The organism is Humibacter ginsengisoli (assembly GCF_054780095.1).
This window is the reverse complement of record NZ_BAAGWZ010000011.1, coordinates 420,665-439,919: the sequence shown is the minus strand read 5'-3', so window position 1 is coordinate 439,919 and position 19,255 is coordinate 420,665. Positions and strand designations below refer to the sequence as shown.

At 67.1% G+C, this 19,255-nt stretch carries 18 protein-coding genes and 1 tRNA gene; 12 read left to right on the top strand and 7 right to left on the bottom strand.

From position 1 onward, the window contains the following. Window positions 1–16: 16 nt before the first annotated feature. The 7 genes from ACYVI5_RS16315 (at window position 17) to ACYVI5_RS16285 (ending at window position 7,021) form a co-directional block, all read left to right on the top strand. The gene (locus ACYVI5_RS16315; protein ID WP_460581152.1) at window positions 17–1,423 is read left to right on the top strand and encodes an ABC transporter substrate-binding protein; all 1,407 of its coding nucleotides are present in this window, start codon (window positions 17–19) and stop codon (window positions 1,421–1,423) included. Next, window positions 1,423–2,382: a carbohydrate ABC transporter permease gene (locus ACYVI5_RS16310; RefSeq protein WP_460581151.1), complete on the top strand. Its 960-nt coding sequence runs from the start codon at window positions 1,423–1,425 to the stop codon at window positions 2,380–2,382. The genes ACYVI5_RS16315 and ACYVI5_RS16310 overlap by 1 nt, the downstream gene beginning before the upstream one ends. After that, on the top strand, window positions 2,379–3,254 hold the full coding sequence (locus ACYVI5_RS16305; protein ID WP_460581150.1) for a carbohydrate ABC transporter permease: 876 nt from the start codon (window positions 2,379–2,381) through the stop codon (window positions 3,252–3,254). Before ACYVI5_RS16310 ends, ACYVI5_RS16305 begins: the two co-directional genes overlap by 4 nt. A gap of 50 nt (window positions 3,255–3,304) precedes the next feature. Further along, entirely contained in the window at window positions 3,305–4,699 is a 1,395-nt protein-coding gene (locus ACYVI5_RS16300) for a glycoside hydrolase family 32 protein (protein ID WP_460581149.1), read from the top strand. A gap of 297 nt (window positions 4,700–4,996) precedes the next feature. Further along, window positions 4,997–5,692 (top strand): hypothetical protein, encoded by a 696-nt coding sequence (locus tag ACYVI5_RS16295; RefSeq protein WP_460581148.1) that lies wholly within the window; start codon window positions 4,997–4,999, stop codon window positions 5,690–5,692. A 32-nt stretch (window positions 5,693–5,724) separates the two neighbouring features. Continuing rightward, window positions 5,725–6,828: a winged helix DNA-binding domain-containing protein gene (locus ACYVI5_RS16290; RefSeq protein WP_460581147.1), complete on the top strand. Its 1,104-nt coding sequence runs from the start codon at window positions 5,725–5,727 to the stop codon at window positions 6,826–6,828. Between the two features lie 108 nt (window positions 6,829–6,936). Further along, window positions 6,937–7,021: transfer RNA gene (locus tag ACYVI5_RS16285), tRNA-Ser, on the top strand. A 41-nt stretch (window positions 7,022–7,062) separates the two neighbouring features. Here ACYVI5_RS16285 and ACYVI5_RS16280 read toward each other — a convergent pair. Then, a complete protein-coding gene (locus ACYVI5_RS16280; RefSeq protein WP_460581146.1) occupies window positions 7,063–7,518 on the bottom strand; it encodes a large conductance mechanosensitive channel protein MscL in 456 nt (151 codons plus the stop codon). 224 nt (window positions 7,519–7,742) lie between these two features. Beyond that, the gene (locus ACYVI5_RS16275) at window positions 7,743–8,201 is read right to left on the bottom strand and encodes a MarR family winged helix-turn-helix transcriptional regulator (RefSeq protein WP_460581145.1); all 459 of its coding nucleotides are present in this window, start codon (window positions 8,199–8,201) and stop codon (window positions 7,743–7,745) included. An 88-nt stretch (window positions 8,202–8,289) separates the two neighbouring features. Here ACYVI5_RS16275 and ACYVI5_RS16270 point away from each other — a divergent pair, with 88 nt between their 5' ends. Continuing rightward, a complete protein-coding gene (locus ACYVI5_RS16270; RefSeq protein ID WP_460581144.1) occupies window positions 8,290–9,195 on the top strand; it encodes an SDR family oxidoreductase in 906 nt (301 codons plus the stop codon). Between the two features lie 14 nt (window positions 9,196–9,209). Here the strand turns inward: ACYVI5_RS16270 and ACYVI5_RS16265 are convergent, their stop codons facing one another. Beyond that, entirely contained in the window at window positions 9,210–10,283 is a 1,074-nt protein-coding gene (locus ACYVI5_RS16265; RefSeq protein ID WP_460581143.1) for a saccharopine dehydrogenase family protein, read from the bottom strand. A gap of 115 nt (window positions 10,284–10,398) precedes the next feature. Between ACYVI5_RS16265 and ACYVI5_RS16260 the strand changes: the two genes are divergently transcribed. Further along, the gene (locus ACYVI5_RS16260) at window positions 10,399–10,986 is read left to right on the top strand and encodes a TetR/AcrR family transcriptional regulator (RefSeq protein WP_460581142.1); all 588 of its coding nucleotides are present in this window, start codon (window positions 10,399–10,401) and stop codon (window positions 10,984–10,986) included. Window positions 10,987–11,009: 23 nt separating this feature from the next. On the opposite strand, the gene ACYVI5_RS16255 is transcribed toward ACYVI5_RS16260, so the two are convergent. Beyond that, a complete protein-coding gene (locus ACYVI5_RS16255) occupies window positions 11,010–11,897 on the bottom strand; it encodes a Rossmann-fold NAD(P)-binding domain-containing protein (RefSeq protein ID WP_460581141.1) in 888 nt (295 codons plus the stop codon). A gap of 88 nt (window positions 11,898–11,985) precedes the next feature. On the opposite strand from ACYVI5_RS16255, the gene ACYVI5_RS16250 reads away from it, so the two are divergent. Beyond that, window positions 11,986–12,552, top strand: coding sequence for a TetR/AcrR family transcriptional regulator (locus tag ACYVI5_RS16250; RefSeq protein WP_460581140.1), 567 nt, complete (start codon window positions 11,986–11,988; stop codon window positions 12,550–12,552). Between the two features lie 82 nt (window positions 12,553–12,634). Here ACYVI5_RS16250 and ACYVI5_RS16245 read toward each other — a convergent pair whose 3' ends face one another. From ACYVI5_RS16245 to ACYVI5_RS16235, 3 genes are all read right to left on the bottom strand, one after another. Further along, window positions 12,635–13,402 carry a sugar phosphate isomerase/epimerase family protein gene (locus ACYVI5_RS16245; protein WP_460581139.1) on the bottom strand — a complete coding sequence of 256 codons (768 nt, stop codon included), beginning with the start codon at window positions 13,400–13,402 and terminating at the stop codon, window positions 12,635–12,637. An 83-nt stretch (window positions 13,403–13,485) separates the two neighbouring features. Further along, on the bottom strand, window positions 13,486–14,361 hold the full coding sequence (locus ACYVI5_RS16240; protein WP_460581138.1) for a nucleoside hydrolase: 876 nt from the start codon (window positions 14,359–14,361) through the stop codon (window positions 13,486–13,488). 78 nt (window positions 14,362–14,439) lie between these two features. Further along, entirely contained in the window at window positions 14,440–15,474 is a 1,035-nt protein-coding gene (locus ACYVI5_RS16235; RefSeq protein WP_460581137.1) for a LacI family DNA-binding transcriptional regulator, read from the bottom strand. 274 nt (window positions 15,475–15,748) lie between these two features. Between ACYVI5_RS16235 and ACYVI5_RS16230 the strand changes: the two genes are divergently transcribed. Both ACYVI5_RS16230 and ACYVI5_RS16225 read left to right on the top strand, forming a co-directional pair. Further along, on the top strand, window positions 15,749–17,908 hold the full coding sequence (locus ACYVI5_RS16230; protein WP_460581136.1) for a beta-galactosidase: 2,160 nt from the start codon (window positions 15,749–15,751) through the stop codon (window positions 17,906–17,908). Further along, window positions 17,905–19,251 carry an ABC transporter substrate-binding protein gene (locus ACYVI5_RS16225; protein WP_460581135.1) on the top strand — a complete coding sequence of 449 codons (1,347 nt, stop codon included), beginning with the start codon at window positions 17,905–17,907 and terminating at the stop codon, window positions 19,249–19,251. Before ACYVI5_RS16230 ends, ACYVI5_RS16225 begins: the two co-directional genes overlap by 4 nt. Window positions 19,252–19,255 lie beyond the last annotated feature (4 nt).

Genomic DNA, 19,255 nt, shown 5'->3' with positions numbered 1-19,255 from the left:
CAGAGAGGAGCGAACTATGACCGGCAGCTTCGGCCCGACCATGGATCGTCGCACGCTACTGAAGCTCGGCGGAGCCGGGCTGGCCATGACCGGGCTGGCATCATTGGCCGCCTGCTCATCGACCGGAGGCGGCGGAGGCGGCAAGAGCGCCTCGGCCACCCTCAAGATGCTCTACTTCGGGCAGCAGAGCGCGGCGAACACGCTGCAGAAGGCGTTGCAGCCGCAGATCAAGAAGATCGACAAGAACGCCACCCTCGAGATCACCGGAATCAACGGCACCGACTGGAACGACTTCATCGCTAAGGTGCTCACGCAGATCGCCGCAGGCTCCGCTCCCGATCTGGTGAGCGTGGCGACCGAGGGCCTGCAGCAGATGGCCGCCAAGCAGATGATCGTGCCGCTCGACGACTACGTCACCAAAGACATGAGCGCGCTGAAGAGCTACTTCGACGACGTGCATCCCACACTCGTCGAATCGATGATGTACCAGGGGCACCTGTACGAGCTCACCGACAGCTTCAACGCAGGCAGCATGTTCTACAGCACCGGCCTGTACTCCAAGGCAGGGCTTGCTGCGCCGTCGGCGCAGTGGACGATGGATGACTTCCACAACAACGCGCAGAAGCTCGCCGCGCTCGGGTCGAACACCAACGCCTTCGACTGGGTCGTGCGGCTCTGGGGAAGCTGGACGTCGTTCCTCTACGCCAACGACGGCAACCTGCTCACCGAAGGCAAGTACTCCGGCGGCGACTGGCTGTGGAAGAAGGCCTACGCGAACAACCCGCTGGCCAAGGGTCGCGGCGGCGGATGGAAGTGGGGAGCGCCGACCGCGAACTCCGCCGCAGCCGTCGAGGCGCTCGAGTACGTGATCGAGTTGCAGAAAGCCAACCTGTCGCCGTCGCCCGACGTGGGAGGCGGTGGAACTCTGCAGGGCCTGTTCGCGTCTGGCCGCATCGGAATGACGATCGGCGGCGGCTTCTGGGCGGGCGGACTGCACAACGCCGGCATGAAGACCGGGACGTTCGACGTGGCGCCCTTCCCGACGTGGAAGAGCAACAAGTCCCTGTTCGGCGCAGCCGGCTACGGCATCTTCAACACCTCGAAGAACAAGGACCTCGCCTGGGAGGTCGTGAAGATGCTGGTCGAACCGGAGACGTTCGATCTGGTGTACCCGGGCAACGTGACCACCCCTGCCCGCAAGTCGCTCATGACCGCCGACCGCTACAAGAGCACGGGCCCGGAACACTGGTCGGTGTTCTGGGATCAGCTGAACGGGTCGGTGCCGATCTCGGCCCCGCCGTACTACCAGGCGCTCGCCACGTCGCTCAACCAGCGCACGACGCAGGCCGTGTCGAGCGGCAACGCCAAGGCCGCCCTCGACGGCATGCAGTCCGACCTCGAGAAGGCCCAGGCGAACTCCTGATGACCGCCACAGCGGAAAGCACGCGGGAGATCGCGCGCATGTCCGCCTCCCACCGTTCCTCCCGCCGCCCAGGTGCGCGGCGGGAGGCCCGGCGGCAGGCGATGTTCGGCTACCTGATGATCGGTCTGGCGGTGGTGTTCGTCGCCGTCTTCACGTTGATCCCGATCCTCGTGTCGCTCGGGCTCTCGTTCTTCTCGTGGGATGTCATCACCCCGCCCCAGTTCGTCGGCCTCAAGAACTTCACGAGGCTGTTCTCCGACGACCAGGTGCTCTCGTCGTTCGGCGTCACGATCCTGCTGGCGATCGGCATCGTCATCCTGCAGATCGGCCTCGGCCTGCTTTTGGCGGTGCTGGTCAACAACCGAAAGCACAAGTGGACGAAGGCGTTGTTCCGCACGACGTTCTACCTGCCGCTGCTGGCATCCACCGCCGCGGTCTCGATCTTCATGGGATACCTGTTCGACGCCAAGTTCGGGCTCATCAACTACTACCTCGGTCAGCTCGGACTTCCCGCCGTGCCGTGGCTGGTGAACCCGACGACGGCGCAGATCACGATGATCCTCATCGTCGTCTGGCAGCAGGTGGGGTTCACGTTCGTGTTGTTCGTGGCATCCCTCACCTCGGTGCCGACCGACGTGCTCGAGGCGGCGGCGATCGACGGTGCAGGACCATGGCGCACGCTGTTCCGCATCAAGGTCCCGCTCATCAGTCCGACCATCCTGTTCGCGACGGTCGTGGCGATGATCAACGCGATGCAACTGTTCGATCAGCCGTTCATCATGACGAAGGGCGGGCCAGGCACGGCGACCACGACGGCGACCATCTCGATGTACCAGACCGGATTCCAGAACCTGCAGTTCGGTTACGCATCGGCCATCGCCATTCTGCTGCTGGTGATCATCCTGCTGATCACGGGCATCCAATTCCTCGCTGCCCGAAAGCTGGTGTTCTACCAATGACGACGCTCGAAGCCTCCAGCACAGCCCGCATCGCGGGGCGTCGCCGGCGCCCCATCGTGAAAGTCGGCGGCGTCGCCGGGATGATCGTGCTCATCGTCGGCGCGATCTTCGCCTTCGGTCCGCTGTTGTGGACGCTCAGCACCTCGCTGCGCACCCCCGCCGCGGCGTTCTCGAACCCGCCACAGTGGATTCCGACCGACTGGGACTTCGGCAACTACGTCGCCGTGTTCAACCAGATCCCGATCGGTCAGTTCTTCGTGAACAGTGTGATCGTGACCGTGCTCATCGTGGTCGGGCAAACCATCACGTGCACGCTGTCGGGCTACGCGTTCGCCATGGTCTCGTTCCCGGGCAAGAACACCATCTTCGCCGTGTTCCTCGCCACCATGATGGTGCCGCTGCAGACGATCATCATCCCGGTGTTCATCATCGTCAGGATGCTCGGCCTCAGCGACTCGCTCAGCGCACTGATCATCCCGGCGTTGGGCAGCGCGTTCGGCACGTTCCTCATGCGGCAGTACTTCATGCAGATGCCGCGGGAGCTCGGCGAGGCCGCCCGCATCGACGGCGCCACCCAGTTCGGCGTGTTCTGGCACGTCTACGCCCGCATGGCGACCCCCGCGATCGCGACATTGGCCATCCTGAACTTCTCCGGCTTCTGGGCGGAGTTCTACCGGCCGCTGATCTTCCTCAACTCGCAGGATCACTTCACGCTGCCGCTCGGCCTCGTGGGGCTGCAGGGCAACCTCGGAACCGGATCGATCTCGATCGTGCTGGCCGGCGTCATCCTCGCCATGATCCCGAGCGTTCTGCTGTTCGTCTTCGCCCAGCGCTACTTCATCGAGGGCGTGACAGCGGGCTCGTTCCGCTAGTCGCCCTCGGTACCGCTCACACCCACCATACCCACTAGGAGTCTGCGCCGATGGCCGACCGGCATCCGCATCACCGCCCGCTGTTCCACATCAGTCCGCCGCGCGGATACCTCAACGATCCGAACGGGCCTGTCGAGCTGGGCGGCGTGCTCCACCTGTACTACCAGTCACGGGCACTCGCCGACCTGGCGGTGCCGGTGGAGTGGGGACACGCGACGACGGATGACCTCGTGCACTGGAGGTTGCACCGCCCGGCCATGAGCCCGCTTCCCGGCGGCCTCGACTCGGAAGGCTGCTGGTCGGGCAACACCGTGGTCGACGGCGATCGGGTGCGCGCGTACTACTCCGGGCACGTGCACGGGCGAGCTCTTGAGCACATCGTCACCGCCCTGAGCGACGAGAACGGCACGAACTTCGGGCCCCCGACGCGGCTGCTCGACGACCCGGACGCCGGGGAGGGCATCCGCATGTTCCGCGACCCGTTCGTGTGGACGGATGCCGACGGCTGGCACATGGCAGTCGGTGCGGTCGCCGAGGGCGGGCTGGCGGCGATCCGCCACTACGTGTCGCGCGACGGGCTGGACTGGAGCTACGACGGGCATCTGGCCGAGTTGCAGCGCACCCGCATCGAGGACGGGGCTCGACCCATCGATACCGGCGAGGGCTGGGAGTGTCCGCAGGTGGTGCGGGTCGACGGACGCGAGGTGGCTGTGGTCTGCTCGTGGTCGTTCGCTGACGGCCCCGACGGCGTGCTCGCGTTCGCGATCGATGGGACGCCCGAACCTCGACGCGTCGACGACGGACACGACTTCTACGCGCCTTCTGTGCTGCGCGAGAGCTCGTACGGGCCGCTTCTCTTCGGCTGGATCATGGAGGGCCGCGACCCCGCATGGTGGCAACAGGAGGCCTGGTCGGGTGCGATCGCTCTGCCGCGCCACGTGTGGCTCGCGCGGGATGCCGCCGGGGTCGACCGGCTGTGCACCGAGCCTCATGCCGCACTCGTCGAACTGCGATGCGGGGATGCCCGTGCTGCTCAGGGCGCAGCGCTCGCCGCTCAGTCGGAACTGGTGGTCCCCGCCGGGGTCGGCGGTCGCATCCGCTTGCGTTTCGCCGCCGACGAGTGGGTCGATATCGACTTGGACCCGCAACGCGGAACGGTGACGATCGACACGGACCATGCCAGCACGGATGCCCGTGCGCGCGGCGGTCGTGTCGTCGCCTCCGACGCCTTCGACGCGGCATCGGGCCGTCCTGCACTGCGAGTCTTCCTCGACGGTTCGGTGATCGAGGCGTTCACGAGCGCCGGACGTTCGCTCACGACCCGCGTGTATCCGCTCAGCGGATCGGGCTGGAGTGTCGAGGCGCCGGACGGCGTGCTGATCTGGAGCCTGACGGCGGGAGTGACCATCGGGGAGGCGGCGCCGGCGGTAGCTGCGCTGGAGTGACTGCCGCGAACCGACCGCCGAGACGGCGGTCGGCGCTGGCGTCGCGGCAAAGGCCAGAAATGGCCTTTGCTTTTAGCTCCAGCGCGCAAGGGACTTTGTTACCCTCAATCCTTGAGTGCTTTGGTCGACTCGGAGCACTCCCCGCCCCTACCAGCTGCGGTGAACGCCATGCGTGCCCCGTGACATCCGGATCCCATGACTGCTTACCCCACTCGACGAGCCGCCCGCGAGGCTGCTTCGGCGGTGCGCTCTGGGCGCGGGCACCGGCGCAGGGCGGCTGTTCGGGGGATTCCTCAGGTGGAGGATGCCCGGGCCAAGCGGGTGCAGCACCGCGCTCCGGTGAAGGAGTGGCGTTCGCGCGGCCGCGTGACCGCTGCGGCGGCGGCCGCCGTCTTTCTGGCCGGCAGTGCGATGGTGGCGCTGCCGGCGAACGCTGCCACGGGCCCTGCCGGCACGCTGTATGCGGACCAGTTGATCGCGAACACGCAGTCGCTTCATGTCTCAGCCCACGTCGCGCAAGCGGCAGTGGATCAGCCGAAGTTCAACTCGGCAGGGTTCACGCGCCCGGATGGATCGTCGGCCATCACCGTCGGCGGCACGACGAATGCCGATTGGGCCGCACTCGTTCTGCAAGACGGCAAGTTCCCGGTCACGCCGAACAACCTCACCGTGATGCTGCAGTGGATGGACTCCGAGAACGACCCGAACAGCTGGTGGCTGCGCAACAACCCATTGAACAACGGGCTCGGGTCGGGCGGGGGAGCGGGCTTCGGCAGCTACGACAACCTCACGATCGCGGCCTCGTATGTCGCGCAGCAGCTCCGGCGCGATCTGTTCTCGGGCATCGCGCAGGCGTTCGACTCCAACGCTCCTGTCTCGGTCAGTGTGCAGGCCATCATCGACTCGCCCTGGGCCGGTGGCCACTACAACTACGGAGCCATCTGGCACGGGGTCGACGTGCCGATCGTGGCCGCACCAGCCTCCGACTGGTAGGACACGTCGGTAGTCGTTCGTAGCCTGACCCCGTGACCGAACCGCACCGTCTCACCAGGCAGGATGCCCGCCGCATCGCGGTGCGCGCCCAGTTGCTGGATGCCGCGCGTCCGGTCGATCTGCTCGATACGGTGCGCAGGCTCACCCTCGTGCAGTACGAGCCGACCGCCACGGTCGCGCCGAGCGCCGACCTCGTGCTGTGGAGCCGGCTGGGGCGCTTCTACCGGACGGACGATCTGCAGCGGGCACTGGCATCCCACGTGATGGTGGAACTGCGAAGCATGATGCGTCCTGCCCATGACGTTGCGCTGTATCGGGCCGAGATGGAGGCGTGGCCGGGCGAGGCCGCGCCGGGCTGGGCACGCGCCCAGGCAGGGTGGGTGGAGGCGAACGACGCGCTGCGGCGGGACATCCTCGCCCGAATCCGCCACGGCGGCCCGATGATCTCGCGTGACCTGCCCGACGACAAGTGCGTGAAGCCGTGGCAGTCGAGCGGATGGAACACGGGCCGCAACTCGGCGATGATGCTCGAGTTCATGGAGCAGCGCGGTGAGGTCGCGGTCGCCGGCCGGCTCGGCCGGGAACGGCAATGGGACCTGGCGGAGCGCGTCTATCCGGACGACCCGGTGGTGCCGCTGGAGGATGCTGGGCGCGAGCGACGTGCTCGCCGCCTGCGGTCGCTTGGCATCGCCCGTGCGCGCACCACCCAGACGCAGTTCGAGCCGATGGATGTCGGCGACGCCGGCGAGCCGGCCGTGATCGAGGGCGTGCGCGGCACCTGGCGGGTCGACCCCGCGCAGCTCGATCGCGAGTTCGAGGGCCGCACGGCGATCCTGTCCCCGTTCGACCGGCTGGTCTTCGACCGCAAGCGTCTCGCCGAGCTCTTCGACTTCGATTACCAGCTCGGCATGTACAAGCCGGCGGCGCAGCGACGGTTCGGCTTCTACGCACTCCCCGTGCTGCACGGCGACCGCCTGGTCGGCAAGGTGGATGCCACGAGCGATCTGCCGGCATCCGTGTTGCGGGTGCACCGCGTGTACGAGGACGAGTCCTTCACGTCCGAGGTGAAGGATGCCGTGCGCACTGAGCTTGAGAGTCTCGCCGAGTTGCTGCGTCTGCGGCTGGAGTTCGAGTAGTGGGGCTTCGCCCCACAACAGACTCGCTCGGTTCGGAAGACCGAGCAAGCTCGGTCTTCGCTCACCTCAGTCGCCTGTAGCGGCCTGTGCTCGGTAGACTCGGCGGCTGGAGGGCTGTCCGAGCGGCCGATGGAGCTGGTCTTGAAAACCAGTGGGCAGAAATGTCTCGTGGGTTCGAATCCCACGCCCTCCGCTGAGGTATACGCGTGATCAGAACCCGCTTCCGATGGCGGTTCAGTGACGGCGGCTTGATGTGCCCGCGTCGCTGGCCGGGACGTCGCGGCCGCAGTGCTTGCACGCGGTGGCCGCCAGGGGTAGGTCGTCGGAAAGGCACGACGGGCAGGTGGCCGTAGGTGTCGGCTCACCGAACACGGTCTTTCCCTGACGCTTCATCACGGCCCGGTAGGGAACGACGATCACGAAGTACACGACGAGCATGAAGATGATGAAGTAGATGATCGCGGAGATGAACGCTCCCAGGTTCAGGAACGTGCCATTGCCGCCGCCGGAGACCAGTTGCCAGCCCAGCCCTGGTGACGTCTTGCCGCCCTGTGCGGCTGCTACGAGCGGGTTGATGATGTTTGTCGTGAATGCGGCGATCAGCGTGCTGAATGCGAGTGCAACCACCAGGCCGACTGCGACGACGATCACGTCACCACGCATCAAGAAGTTTTTGAATCCTCGAAACATCTTTCCCCCCTTTGGGACGTGTTCTTCAAGCGCCAGAATTCCGCGGGACCTGGCCTTTTGAGCGTAGTAGCGTAATGAGGCCGATGCCCGTATTTCGCGCCCGGGTCGTCATTTTCCGGTGCCGCTCGGCTCACCGGCCGGTACGGGGATCGAGCACGATCCTTCCGAAGACGGTTCCATCGTCCATCCGGTGGTGAGCCGATGCGGCCGCCATGGGGAACACGTCAGCGGGCCCGGAGCGCGTCGCGCGCCTCCGCCAGAAGCGCGACCAGCGCGTCGTACCGCTGAGCGCCGAGCGTGGCGCGGATCCGTTGTTCTGACGCGAGCTCTCGTCCGACACCGTCGGCGGATGCCGCCTTTCCGGCATCCGTCGGGTGCAGAGCAACGGCGCGACCCGCCCCGACTCGGCGCTCGATCAGACCCAGCCGCTCGAGTCGGTCGGCGGCCTGGCTCATGGCCTGCTGGCTCTTGCCGAGGCCGGCGGCGATCGTGGTCACGGTGATCCCCGGCTCCCTCACGACCGCGTCGAGCAGATGGTTCAACGGCAACGACAGCGGCGACTCCGCCAGTGCGTCTTCGCCGCGCTGCTCCACGAGAACGCTCAATTCACGAAGCCGCCCGCGAAGCAGTTCTGGCATCGAGGGGCGCCAGTCGCGATCGTCTGCGACGGATCTTCGACTCATATCGCGATTATACGGATTTGGATTCCAGGCCTTGTGAACACAAGGACTGGTGCTAGAACAGGGTTGGACACAGATCAAAGGAGCAATCATGCGAGTGTTCGTCACAGGCGCGACAGGATTCATCGGCAGTCACCTGGTCACCGACCTCAGAGACGCAGGGCACGACGTCGTGGGACTCAGTCGATCGGAAGCCGGGGCGGAGCGACTCAGGGCAGCGGGCGCGACGCCGTTCCTCGGCGACGTGAACGACCTGCCCCGACTCCGTGCCGCCGCCGATGATGCGGAGGCGGTCGTGCACACGGCGTTCGACCACGAGCATCCGGATTCAGCCGAACCGAGCGAGAACGATCGGATGGTCATAGCTGCACTCGGAGAGACCCTCGCCGGCACCGACCGTCCGCTCATCGTCACCTCCGGAACAGGCTTGGTGCGGGCGCGACCGGGCGCTGCGGTCGTCGAGAGCGATCCGCACGAGCCGTCGTCCGTCGTCGCGCGGGCCGCCTCCGAAGAGGCGGCCGAGGCGCTCATCGAGAACGGTCTCGACGTCAGGATCGTGCGTCTGCCGCAGGTCCACGACACCCGACGGCAAGGACGGCTGCGCTGGCACATCCGCCTCGCACGCGAGCGCGGCAGCGTCGCCTACATCGGCGATGGCAGCAACCGTGTTCCCGCAGTGCATGTCACGGATGCCGCGCGGCTGTTCCGGCTCGCGCTGGAGCGCGGCCGGCAGGGAATGCGGTATCACGCTGTCGCCGAAGAGGGCGTGCGATTGCGCGAGATCGCCGAAGCGATCGGCGAAACCCTGCACCTCCCCGTGGCCTCCTTGGCGCCCGAAGACGCTGCCGGGTACTTCGGATGGCTCGCTCAGCTTGCGGGGCTCGACCTGCCCGCATCCGGTACCTGGACCGCCGGGGAGTTGGACTGGCGCCCCACCGGGCCCAGCCTCCTCGACGACCTGCGCAACGCCGTGCCCGACGAGTCGGGGCGAGCGTGACGAGAGACCCAGCGTCACTCCACGTACTGGCCGCCGCACGCCTCTGCGAGCCCCGGTCCGAACAGCGCGGCCGGCGTGAAGGCGCCCGGCTCGCCTCCCCCCTCGGCAAGCCGGGCGGTCACCTCTGCGGCGAAGCGCGCCGTCGCATCGCTCGCATCGCCCAGCCGCAGCCAGCCTTCCTTGATCTGGCCGTTCGCCCACTCGACCCGTGCGTGCGCCCAGGAGTATTCCCTCGGCCGTGGTCGGAAGCTCGTGTGCACGGCCGCGAGCCGGTGAATCAGCGCGCGGCGCAACGGACCGATCCGAAGGGCGACCTCGGCGAGAGGGAAGAGTGCGCGAACGGGGCCGGAGGGAGCCTCGGACGATGCTGCCTCGACTTCGGGTGACCCGGATGCGCGCCGTGCGGCCTCGAGCTCGCCGAGCGGCATGAGACCCGTGCGTACCGTGTCTCCATCAGGTGTCGTCAGTGCCCGTGGCCGACTGCCGATGCCGGCGGACACGACGCGGCCGCGCGCGACACGGCGAGCCTGGTATCTGCCGCCGGGGACACCGGGCATGCCGTGGAGCAGTGTCGCCGCGAAGGCCTCGCCGAGTGTGCCCTCCTCGATCGCGAGCGAGGGGACCATGTCTGTGCGCACTCTCGCGGCCGGCGGTATCCCGGCGCAGACTCGCACGGCGACGCACTCGGTGGCCGCGGCACCGAACCCGGCGCCCGTGACGAGGGTCACGCCCGCAGCCGCGGCGTCCGTGTTGCGATCGAGCACAGCCGGCACCGAGTCCATGTCGTTGCCCAGGTCGACGTAGTGGCTTCCGGCGGCGATGCAGGCGTCGATGATCGTCGGCGCCGTCGCTGAGAATGGCCCGACCGTGTTGAGGACGACGCCCGGTCGATCACGTCGGATGGCCGCGGCCATGTCGTCGAGGCCGGCGGCGACGACCGTCCTGGCGCCCATTTCCTCCGCGAGCGCCTCGAGTCGTGAGGCATTGCGTCCGACGAGCACGGTGGCGATGTTGCGAGCCGCCAGCAGGCGGGCGACGGCGCTGCCCGTTCGCCCGCTCGCGCCGAGGACCCATACCGACTCAGGCATCCCACGCTCCCGTCAGCGATCGGTTCGGGCCAGACTGTTCTTCGATCAAGTGATGACACTGCATGTCGTCACTGTACACGCAATGACATGCAGTGTCATCACGTAGGCTGATGACATGAGTCGATGGCGCCCGGATGCTCGCGAACGACTCGAGGCTGCAGCGCTCGAGCTCTTCGAGCGGCAGGGTTTCGCGGCCACTACCGTGCCGCAGATCGCGGAGCGGGCGGGCCTCACGACGCGCACGTTCTTCCGCTACTTCGCGGACAAGCGCGAGGTCATCTATGCGGACGACCAGTTCCCGGCGCTCGTCCGGAGCATGTTCGCCGACGCGTCCGCCGATCTTTCGCCGATCGAGCTCATCGTCGAGAGCATCCGCCGGTTCTCGGACGAGGAACTGGAGCACCAGCGCGACAAGATCCGGCGCCGCAGCGCGATCGTCCTCTCAGACCCCGGTTTGCGAGAACGCAGCCTCCGCAAGCGGGCCGAGATCGCCGAAGCGATCCGGGATGGCCTTCTTGAGCGGGGAGTTCCGGCGCGTACGGCAACACTCCTGGCTGACACGACGGCCAACGTCTTCGAGGTGTCTCTGGCGGAGTGGATCGATGCCGACGACGGAAGAGCGCTCAGCGACCTGGTCCTCGAGAACCTCGCCGTGCTACGTGACGCTCTTGACGGCGCCCGCCACGTGGCCCACGGCCGCTGACCAACGAACGCACCGCACGGTAGTCACGCGGCCGCTCGCGCGGACGCGGCGGGCACCAGCACCTCCCGGCACCACGTGCGGAAGTCGGTCGCGGTCGGCACTGCGCGAGCCCAGTCCGCGTCGTAGATGCCCTCGTCGGCTGCCGTGAAGGTCTGGATGCTCTCGATCACCTGCTGTTCGGGTGCGCCGGCGGAGCGCAGCATGCCCGCGTACTCGTCGATGGTCAGGCGCTGGTACGCGACCGGTCGGCCGAGCTCCTCGCTCATGACGGCGGCCAGTTGGTCTGGGCTGAGGTGATCCGGACCGAAGACGGGCAGGTCGTCCTGACCGGACCAGCTCAGATCGGTGAGCAGGTCGGCCGCGGTGTGGGCGATATCGCGCGTGGCGACGGTGGGCATGGGCGCGTCGGCCGCTCCGGTCAGTGCGAAGGAGCCGCGGGAGAGGATGCCGTCGAGCTGGCGCAGCAGGTTCTCCAGGTAGAACGGCATGCTCAGGGCCCGATATGCGGCTCCGGATGTGCGCAGCTCGGCATCCATGGCGAACGCCGAAGAGAGAACGCCGGCGGGCTTCGGCCAGCCGTGCCCGGCGCTCGAGACGCCGACGACGTGTCCCACCTTGTGGCGGTCGATGGCCTGCGAGGCGACACGGGCGAAGGCGAGATAGTGCTCCCGAGTGCTCGGCGCCGCCGGGTTCGGCGGAACCAGCCAGAACAGCGCATCTGCTCCGGCGAGCGCCTCGTCGAGTACGGCGGAATCGCCGTGCGACCCCGCGACCGCCTCGACGCGGTCGCGTACGTCTTGATCGAGTCGCGAGGCATCCCTCACGACCACTCGAACGTCGCTCCCTCGCTCGAGTAGCTCGCGCACGAGCTTGCTGCCGATCTGCCCGGTGGGAGCGGTGACCACGATCATTCGGATGAACCTCCTCGATAAACGGAATCTGAGTTCCGGTTCCGATTATGTGCGCACGACCGCATTCCGTCAAGTAATCTGCTGAGTCATGACCGAAGCCGAAGTGCGTATGCGCGCCGACGCCCGGCGCAATCGCCGGGCCATCCTCGACGCAGCGCGCGACCTCTTCACCGAGCGCGGCGACGTGGTGCAGATCGACGAGATCGCAGAGCGCGCAGGCGTCGGCGTCGGGACGCTCTACCGGCACTTCTCCGACAAGAAAGCCCTGCTCGCGGCCATCGTGGGCAGTCGCTTCGAGGCGATGACTGCGGTAGCGCGGGCCGCGGAGCAGGTCGAGGACCCGGGAGAGTCCTTCCGCGCTCTACTTCTCGGCTATCTGGAGACGGCCGAGACGGATGCCGCCTACCGCCTGGCCGTGCTCGGCGCAGAGGAGCCGGACTGGCAGGAGATCAACGCCGAGAAGGAGCAGTTCGGCGTGATCGTCGAGCGCATCCTCGGTCGCGCCATCGACGCGGGGTACCTCCGCGACGACATCACGAGTACGGACTTCGTTCTCTTGACACGCGGGGCCATGGCCAACATGACCCGCGGCCGCAACTGGCGCAGGCACGTGGAGCTGCTGCTGGAGGGCATCCGCGCCGCGGCGTCCCGCTGACACCGTGATTCAGCTGTCGCGAATTGCGGGTGTCCGTCAAACGAATCCGCAATTAGAGACAGCGGAATGCGCGGCGAGGGAGTCAGGCGGCGCGCAGCACGTCGACGGATGCCCGCACTTCGGTTTCGAAGTCCGGGCCCCAGTTGCACTCGAGTGAGACGCTGCCGTCATACCCGGCCCGCTGAAGGGTCGCAAGGAACTCGCGCCACGGCCAATCGCCGGTGCCCAGATAGCGTCGACCGCTGTCGGCGATGTGCGCATGCCCGATCTTCGCGGCGTGCCGGATGATCGAGTCCAGCGGTTCTTGCTCGAGAACGATGTGGTACAGGTCGGCGACGACGGGGACGTTCGCGATCTCGAAAGCATCGAGGAACTCCGATGCCTCGCCGATCGAGTTGATGAGGTTCGTCTCACCGGTGTTCAACGGCTCCAGCATGACGCGCAGGTCGGCCGCGGCCGCCGCGTCGCGTGCCGCGCGCACGACCTCGGCGAGTTGCTCCAGCGCCGCTTCGTGGGCCAGTCCGACCGGTGCCGTACGGGAGCGACCCGATCCGAAGACGACCTTGGCGCCGGGCTCGGCCACCTCGCCGAGGAGCGGGAAGACGGCATCGAAATAGCGCCGAGCCCCATCGAGCATGCTCTCGGTCCCGATGAGCGGCACACTGCCGGGGACCAGGACAGCGAATGACGGATGCCTCACGTCACGGTAGGCATCCGACAGGCGCCACTCGTCGCCGCCCCGCACGATCACGTTGTCCACGATTGTGGGCTCGACGTAGTCGACGCCTGCCGCGAACGCGGCGTCGGTGCGGGCGGCATCGGTGATGACTCCGAACGCGGAGAACGGCACAGTAAACCTTCCTTCGGTGGTGGGATGCGGTCAGTTCAGCAGGAGGCGACCCGCGCGACAACCGTTTGCCACTTTTGCCGTGATCAGCGCTGCGCGCCGTGGGCCTTGATCTTCGCGAACATGTCCTCGAGCAGGAATCTCACGTCGACGCTTTCGGCCACGCGAACCGACCTGCCCTCGACGAGCACGTTGGTCATCCGGGCGTCGGCTCCGAAGACGTGCACCGGCCGATGCCGCCAGACCGCTCCGGCGGGGTTGAGAACCACGCTCACGGCGGGCGAGTCGCCGAGGGAGCGGTACTCGATCTCCGGATCCACGTTGGCGTCGTTGAACTCCTTGAGCTGTCGTACGAGATACGAACCGAGCTCGCCGTAAGGCGCGACCTTCTCGTCGAGTTCGGCGTAGCCGACCCCGACCATCCGGTACACCGTCATGGGTATCTGCCAGACACGGAGCCCGGACTGGAAGACGACGTTGGCCGCAGCCACGTCGTTGCTCAGGTTGAACTCACCCCGCAGCTCCCCGCCCGTGATGTCGTCGTACGGCGTTCCGCCGATCCACACCACCGTCAGCTCCGGGTTGTCGGCGACCGTCGGATCGAGCAGGAGTGCGCTGGCCATATCGGTGAGCGGCCCGAGGAAGATGACGAACAACGGGCCGGGCTCGTGCGATTCGCGCATGATGAGCCGGGCGCCCGCGGAGTCGACAGGAGTCCGTTCATCCGGAAGACGATGCTCGGCGCCGTCGGCCACCACGATGTCGTCGCGCTCGAGCAGCCGGAGGAGGAGGTCGACCTCGTGACGGCTGTCCCGCATGCTGTGCGGGCCTCGGGCGTCGCCGAAGTGGGCCGGGATGATCCCCGCGATGTCGAGGCTCGGCGAGAGCAGCGCGTGCACGATCGCGAACTGGTCGTCCGCCTCGTTCTTGGCGTCCGAATCGATGATCAGTCGGCGTCTCATCCCCACACCCTAGAGCGTCGTCACTCCGCGTCGTCGGCGAAGAGTGGCCCACCTTGCGGCGGAATTCGCAGCTGCGCCTCAGCTCCTCGCCGGACCCGTCGACCGGCGCAGCACCACCGTCGCCGGTGTCGGTCGCCTCTCGGTCTGCTCGCCGGTCATGAGCACCAGCAGCTGACGGAACGTGTCGCGCCCCTCCTCCTCGAGCCCGAGCTGGATCGTTGTGAGCGGGGGACGCACGTAGGCGGCTTCCGGGATGTCGTCCATTCCGGTCACCGAGACATCCTCCGGAACGCGAAGCCCGAGCTCGCTCAGGGCGAGAATGGCGCCGATCGCCATCTGGTCGTTCGCCGCAAGGATGGCTGTGTACGGGATGCCCGCCCCCAGCTGATGCACCGCGTCGTAACCCGACTTCGCCGACCAGTCGCCGTGCACCACGGCTTCGAGGGCCAGGCCGTGTGCGGCAAGGGCATCGTCGAAGTCCTCGCGCCTGTTGCGCGCGGCGACCCATGTGCCGGGGCCGGCCAGGTGCAGAAAGCGCCGATGCCCGAGCGTCACCAGGTGATCGACGAGCTCTCGCATCGCCTGCCCCCTCATGTCGGGGCCGTCGGAGTTGCCGGCGACCATCCCGAAGGGGATGACCACAGGCACCTGGAATCTCGCGCTCTCGAACGCGTCGCGGAGCTCATCCGTCGAGGCGAGGGCGAGGATGCCTGCCACGTCGTGCTGATTGACGAGCTTGATGGCCTCTTCGACGTTGGCGCGGTCGCCGACATCCAGGGTGATGATGTCGAGCACGTAGCCGTGCGCCCTTGCTTCCTCGCTTGCCCCTTGCGCGACCCGCCCCGGACCCACCTGGGTGATCTCCTGCGTCAGAGCCGCCACCCGGTGAGAGCGATTCGTCGCGAGGGACCGCGCGGTCAGGTTCGGCCGGTAGCCGAGCTCGTCGAGGGCTTTGAGAACGCGTTCCCGATTCATCGGCTTGATGCCCGGGTCGCCCTTGAGCAGTCGGCTCACGGTCTGGTGCGAGACTCCCGCCTGCCGCGCGACATCGTAGATCGTGGGCTGCTTGCCGGCGGATCGGTCCGCCGAAGTGCCCATGCCGTCTGCTGACATCTACCCTCCGAATCGGGCGGCGCTGCTCGCGACAACTGTATGGCCGTACCAGTCGATCGCCACGCGAACTCTTGCCGTCCGGGCACGGGCGGGCGCGCGAACTGGGGGTTCGCGCTGATTGGCGTACGGCCACTTCGTTACCGGTAACGAAACTGTAACAGAGGATTGTTACCGGTAACGAAATGAGTTAGCTTTCATGCGAAACCTGCCGCAGGGGATGCCCGCCACCGGCTCGCACGCACGACAGGCGCCCCCAGAAGACAACGGAGTCCCCATGTCGTCACCCCACACCTACGAGCCGGACCGCGTGCTCTTCGGAGCCGCCTACTACGCCGAGTACCACGGGAGCGAGCGCACCGAGGAAGACCTCGACCTGATGGTGAAGGCCGGATTCTCGGTCATCCGCGTGGGCGAGTCGGTGTGGTCGACGTGGGAGCCCCGCGAAGGCGAGTTCGATCTCGAGTGGCTGCAGCCCGTGCTCGACGGGGCGCACCGCCGTGGCATCCGCGTGATCCTCGGTACTCCGACCTACGCCGTTCCGCCGTGGCTCCAGACCGCCTACCCCGAGATCGCCGCGGAACCGGAAACGGGCCGGCGGATGCCGTGGGGGAGCAGGCAGGAGGCCGACTTCACGCATCCTGCGTTCCGGTACTTCGCCGAGCGCATCATCCGCAAGGTGGTCGGACGCTACGCGCAGCATCCGGCGGTGATCGGGTTCCAGGTCGACAACGAGCCGGGGCTCGAGCTGTTCCACAACCGCGGCGTGTTCCTCCGCTTCGTGCGCTGGCTCGAGCGCCGGTACGGCGACGTCGACACGCTGAACCGCGAGTGGGGACTCACGTACTGGTCGCACCGCATCGCCGACTGGTCGGAGCTGTGGGTGCCGGACGGCAACTCGCTGCCTCAGTACGACCTGGAGTGGCGCCGTTTCCAGGCCGAGCAGACCACTGAGTTCATCTCGTGGCAGGCGAAGATCGTGCGCGAGTACTCCACGCCGAGGCAGTTCGTGACGACGTGCCTTGCGTATCCGCGGCCCGCCGTCGACGACCGCGAGTTGACGGAGTCGCTCGACATCGCGGCCGGCAACCCGTACTACGCGATGCAGGACCACCTCGATCTCACGAAGCACGAGTCGGCGCAGACGCACTGGACGACCTCGGGCGTCGGTAGCTTCTTCCGGCAGGCGGATCGTCTGTTCTCGTCGAAGCAGGCGCGGTTCCTGGTGACGGAGACGAACGCCCAGTCCATCGGGCAGAGCTTCATGAACCTTCCGCCCTGGCCCGGCCAGCTGCAGGCCGCGGCACTGGGGCTGGTCAGCCGCGGTGCGGCCATGATCGAGTACTGGCACTGGCACACGCTGCCCTACGGCACCGAGACGTACTGGGGCGGCGTGCTGCCGCACAGCCTGCGGCCGGGGCGCGTGTACGACGAGGTCGCCGAGATCGGCCAGCTGCTCCAGCGAGCCGGCACTGCTCTCGACGGTTACGCGCCGGATGCGGACGCTGCGCTGCTCTGGTCGAACGACTCGCGCTGGGCGCTCGAGTTCTTCCCGGCGCTGGCCCGCGACGGGCAACCGGACCGGCAGACGTACGAGCACATCTTCGACGCATTCCATACCGGCGTGATCGAGTCGGGAGCGCAGGCGCGCATCCTGCACGTCGAGCAAGCGGCGGAGCTCGGCGCTGCGGAGCTGGCGGAGCGCTATCCGGCTCTGGTGGTGCCCGCCCTCTACGTCGCAGACGACGCGACCCTCGACCTGCTCCGGGAGTACGCGAGCGCCGGCGGGCACCTCGTGATCGGCCCGCGCACGGCGTACGGGGACGAGCTGGCGAGGGCCCGTGTCGCCGTCGCTCCCGATCGTCTGACCGAGGCGGCCGCCGTGCGCTACGACGAGTACTCCAATCTCGAATCGTCGGTCGCGGTCTCATCGTCCGTCATCGAGCTCGACGAGGATGCCTCGGCCACCGGGTGGGTCGACGGGCTCATCGCCAAGGGCGCCGAGGAACTGGTCAGTTACCGGCATCCGCGATTCGGCGACTTCCCGGCCGTCACCTCTAAGGCCCATGGCACAGGGAGAGTCACCGTGGTCGGCACCGTTCCGTCGCGCTCGCTCGCTGCCGCGCTGATGCGCTGGGCCGTGCCGGACCGGGTCGCCGACGAGCTCGCGCCGGAGCGCGACACTCCGCTGACCGTGACATCCGGACGCATGCCGGACGGCACACGCGCCTGGTTCCTCATCAACTGGAGCGGCGACGAGCAGCTGGTGCGACTCCTGCCGGCGACGCGTGACGTGGCCGACGGCTCCGAGTCCGCCGCGGATACAGTCCACACTCTTCCGGCCTGGTCGAGCCGGATCCTCCTGACAGAGCCCAGCGACCGAGACGAGGACGACCTCGTACCGAGCACCACCGAAGAAAGAGAAGGTCGACGATGAAGTTCCGAAAGACAGCACTGGCGCTGGCCTCCGGCGTCACGGCGCTCGCGCTGCTCCTCAGCGGATGCAGCAGCCAGGAAGCCAGCACCGGGTCGACGAAGCCGGTGAGCCAGGCAGACATCACCAAGGCGATGAACACGCCCACCACCCTCACGTTCTGGACCTGGGTGCCCAACATCCAGGACGAGGTGAACCTGTTCGAGAAGAAGTACCCGAAGATCAAGGTGAACGTGGTCAACACCACTGGTGGCGCCCAGCACTACCCGAAGCTGCGGGCGGCGCTCAAGGCCGGCAAGGGCGTTCCCGACGTCGCTCAGGTGGAGTACGACTACATTCCGTCGTTCACGCAGACCAAGAGCCTGCTGAACCTGACGCCGTACGGAGCGGCGGACCTCAAGAGCGACTACGTCGGATGGGTCTGGAACCAGGTGGCGAACAACTCGGGCATCTGGGGCATCCCGCAGGACTCCGGCCCGCTGGGCACCCTGTACCGCGACGACATCTTCAAGGCTGCCGGGCTGAACGGTGCACCCGCGACGTGGGACGACTTCGCCAAGGCTGCGGCCGACGTGAAGTCGAAGACGGGCTCGTACATCACGGACCTGCCCGGCAACGACATGTTCCAGATGATCGGCTTCTTCTGGCAGGCCGGCGCCCATCCGTTCAGCTATGACGGCAAGAAGACCGTCGGGATCGACCTGAACTCCGCCACCGACCAGAAAGTCGTGTCGTACTGGCAGGACCTGATCGACAAGGGCCTGGTCGCGACGGATCCCGATTTCACGGACGCCTACTACCAGGGGCTGGCAGCGAACAAGTACGCCAGCTGGCTGGTCGCGGCCTGGGGACCGGTCTTCCTTCAGGGCACGGTGAAGAGCACGAGTGGCAAGTGGCGAGCCGGAGACATTCCGCAGTGGCAGGCCGGCCAGAACGTCTCGGGCAACTGGGGAGGCTCCTCGGATGCCGTGATGGCCACGACGAAGAACCCGATCGCCGCGTATGAGCTCGCGAAGTTCATCAACAACGATCTGGCATCCACGCTGATGATGGCGAACAAGCAGTTCCTGTTCCCCACGACGACGGCGACACTCAAGGATCCGCAGTTCGTCGACGCGAAGAGCGCCTTCTACGGCGGGCAGCAGGTGAACAAGTTCTTCGCCCAGGTCTCCGACACCGTCAATCCGAAGTTCCAGTGGCTGCCGTTCATGGACTACGTGAACTCCAGTTACGGGACGACGCTCGGCAAGGCGATCGCCGATCATGGCGACCTGAAGGCCGCGCTGGCGACCTGGCAGAACCAGGTCGTCAGCTACGCGAAGCAGCAGGGCTTCACCGTCAAGTGAGCAC

What these genes read in the sequence shown, in the direction of transcription:
- ACYVI5_RS16315 (WP_460581152.1), top strand. Translation starts at nt 17, where the DNA reads ATGACCGGCAGCTTCGGCCCGACCATGGATCGTCGCACGCTACTGAAG.
- ACYVI5_RS16310 (WP_460581151.1), top strand. Translation starts at nt 1,423, where the DNA reads ATGACCGCCACAGCGGAAAGCACGCGGGAGATCGCGCGCATGTCCGCC.
- ACYVI5_RS16305 (WP_460581150.1), top strand. Translation starts at nt 2,379, where the DNA reads ATGACGACGCTCGAAGCCTCCAGCACAGCCCGCATCGCGGGGCGTCGC.
- ACYVI5_RS16300 (WP_460581149.1), top strand. Translation starts at nt 3,305, where the DNA reads ATGGCCGACCGGCATCCGCATCACCGCCCGCTGTTCCACATCAGTCCG.
- ACYVI5_RS16280 (WP_460581146.1), bottom strand. Translation starts at nt 7,518, where the DNA reads ATGTTTCGAGGATTCAAAAACTTCTTGATGCGTGGTGACGTGATCGTC.
- ACYVI5_RS16275 (WP_460581145.1), bottom strand. Translation starts at nt 8,201, where the DNA reads ATGAGTCGAAGATCCGTCGCAGACGATCGCGACTGGCGCCCCTCGATG.
- ACYVI5_RS16270 (WP_460581144.1), top strand. Translation starts at nt 8,290, where the DNA reads ATGCGAGTGTTCGTCACAGGCGCGACAGGATTCATCGGCAGTCACCTG.
- ACYVI5_RS16265 (WP_460581143.1), bottom strand. Translation starts at nt 10,283, where the DNA reads ATGCCTGAGTCGGTATGGGTCCTCGGCGCGAGCGGGCGAACGGGCAGC.
- ACYVI5_RS16260 (WP_460581142.1), top strand. Translation starts at nt 10,399, where the DNA reads ATGAGTCGATGGCGCCCGGATGCTCGCGAACGACTCGAGGCTGCAGCG.
- ACYVI5_RS16255 (WP_460581141.1), bottom strand. Translation starts at nt 11,897, where the DNA reads ATGATCGTGGTCACCGCTCCCACCGGGCAGATCGGCAGCAAGCTCGTG.
- ACYVI5_RS16250 (WP_460581140.1), top strand. Translation starts at nt 11,986, where the DNA reads ATGACCGAAGCCGAAGTGCGTATGCGCGCCGACGCCCGGCGCAATCGC.
- ACYVI5_RS16240 (WP_460581138.1), bottom strand. Translation starts at nt 14,361, where the DNA reads ATGAGACGCCGACTGATCATCGATTCGGACGCCAAGAACGAGGCGGAC.
- ACYVI5_RS16235 (WP_460581137.1), bottom strand. Translation starts at nt 15,474, where the DNA reads ATGTCAGCAGACGGCATGGGCACTTCGGCGGACCGATCCGCCGGCAAG.
- ACYVI5_RS16230 (WP_460581136.1), top strand. Translation starts at nt 15,749, where the DNA reads ATGTCGTCACCCCACACCTACGAGCCGGACCGCGTGCTCTTCGGAGCC.
- ACYVI5_RS16225 (WP_460581135.1), top strand. Translation starts at nt 17,905, where the DNA reads ATGAAGTTCCGAAAGACAGCACTGGCGCTGGCCTCCGGCGTCACGGCG.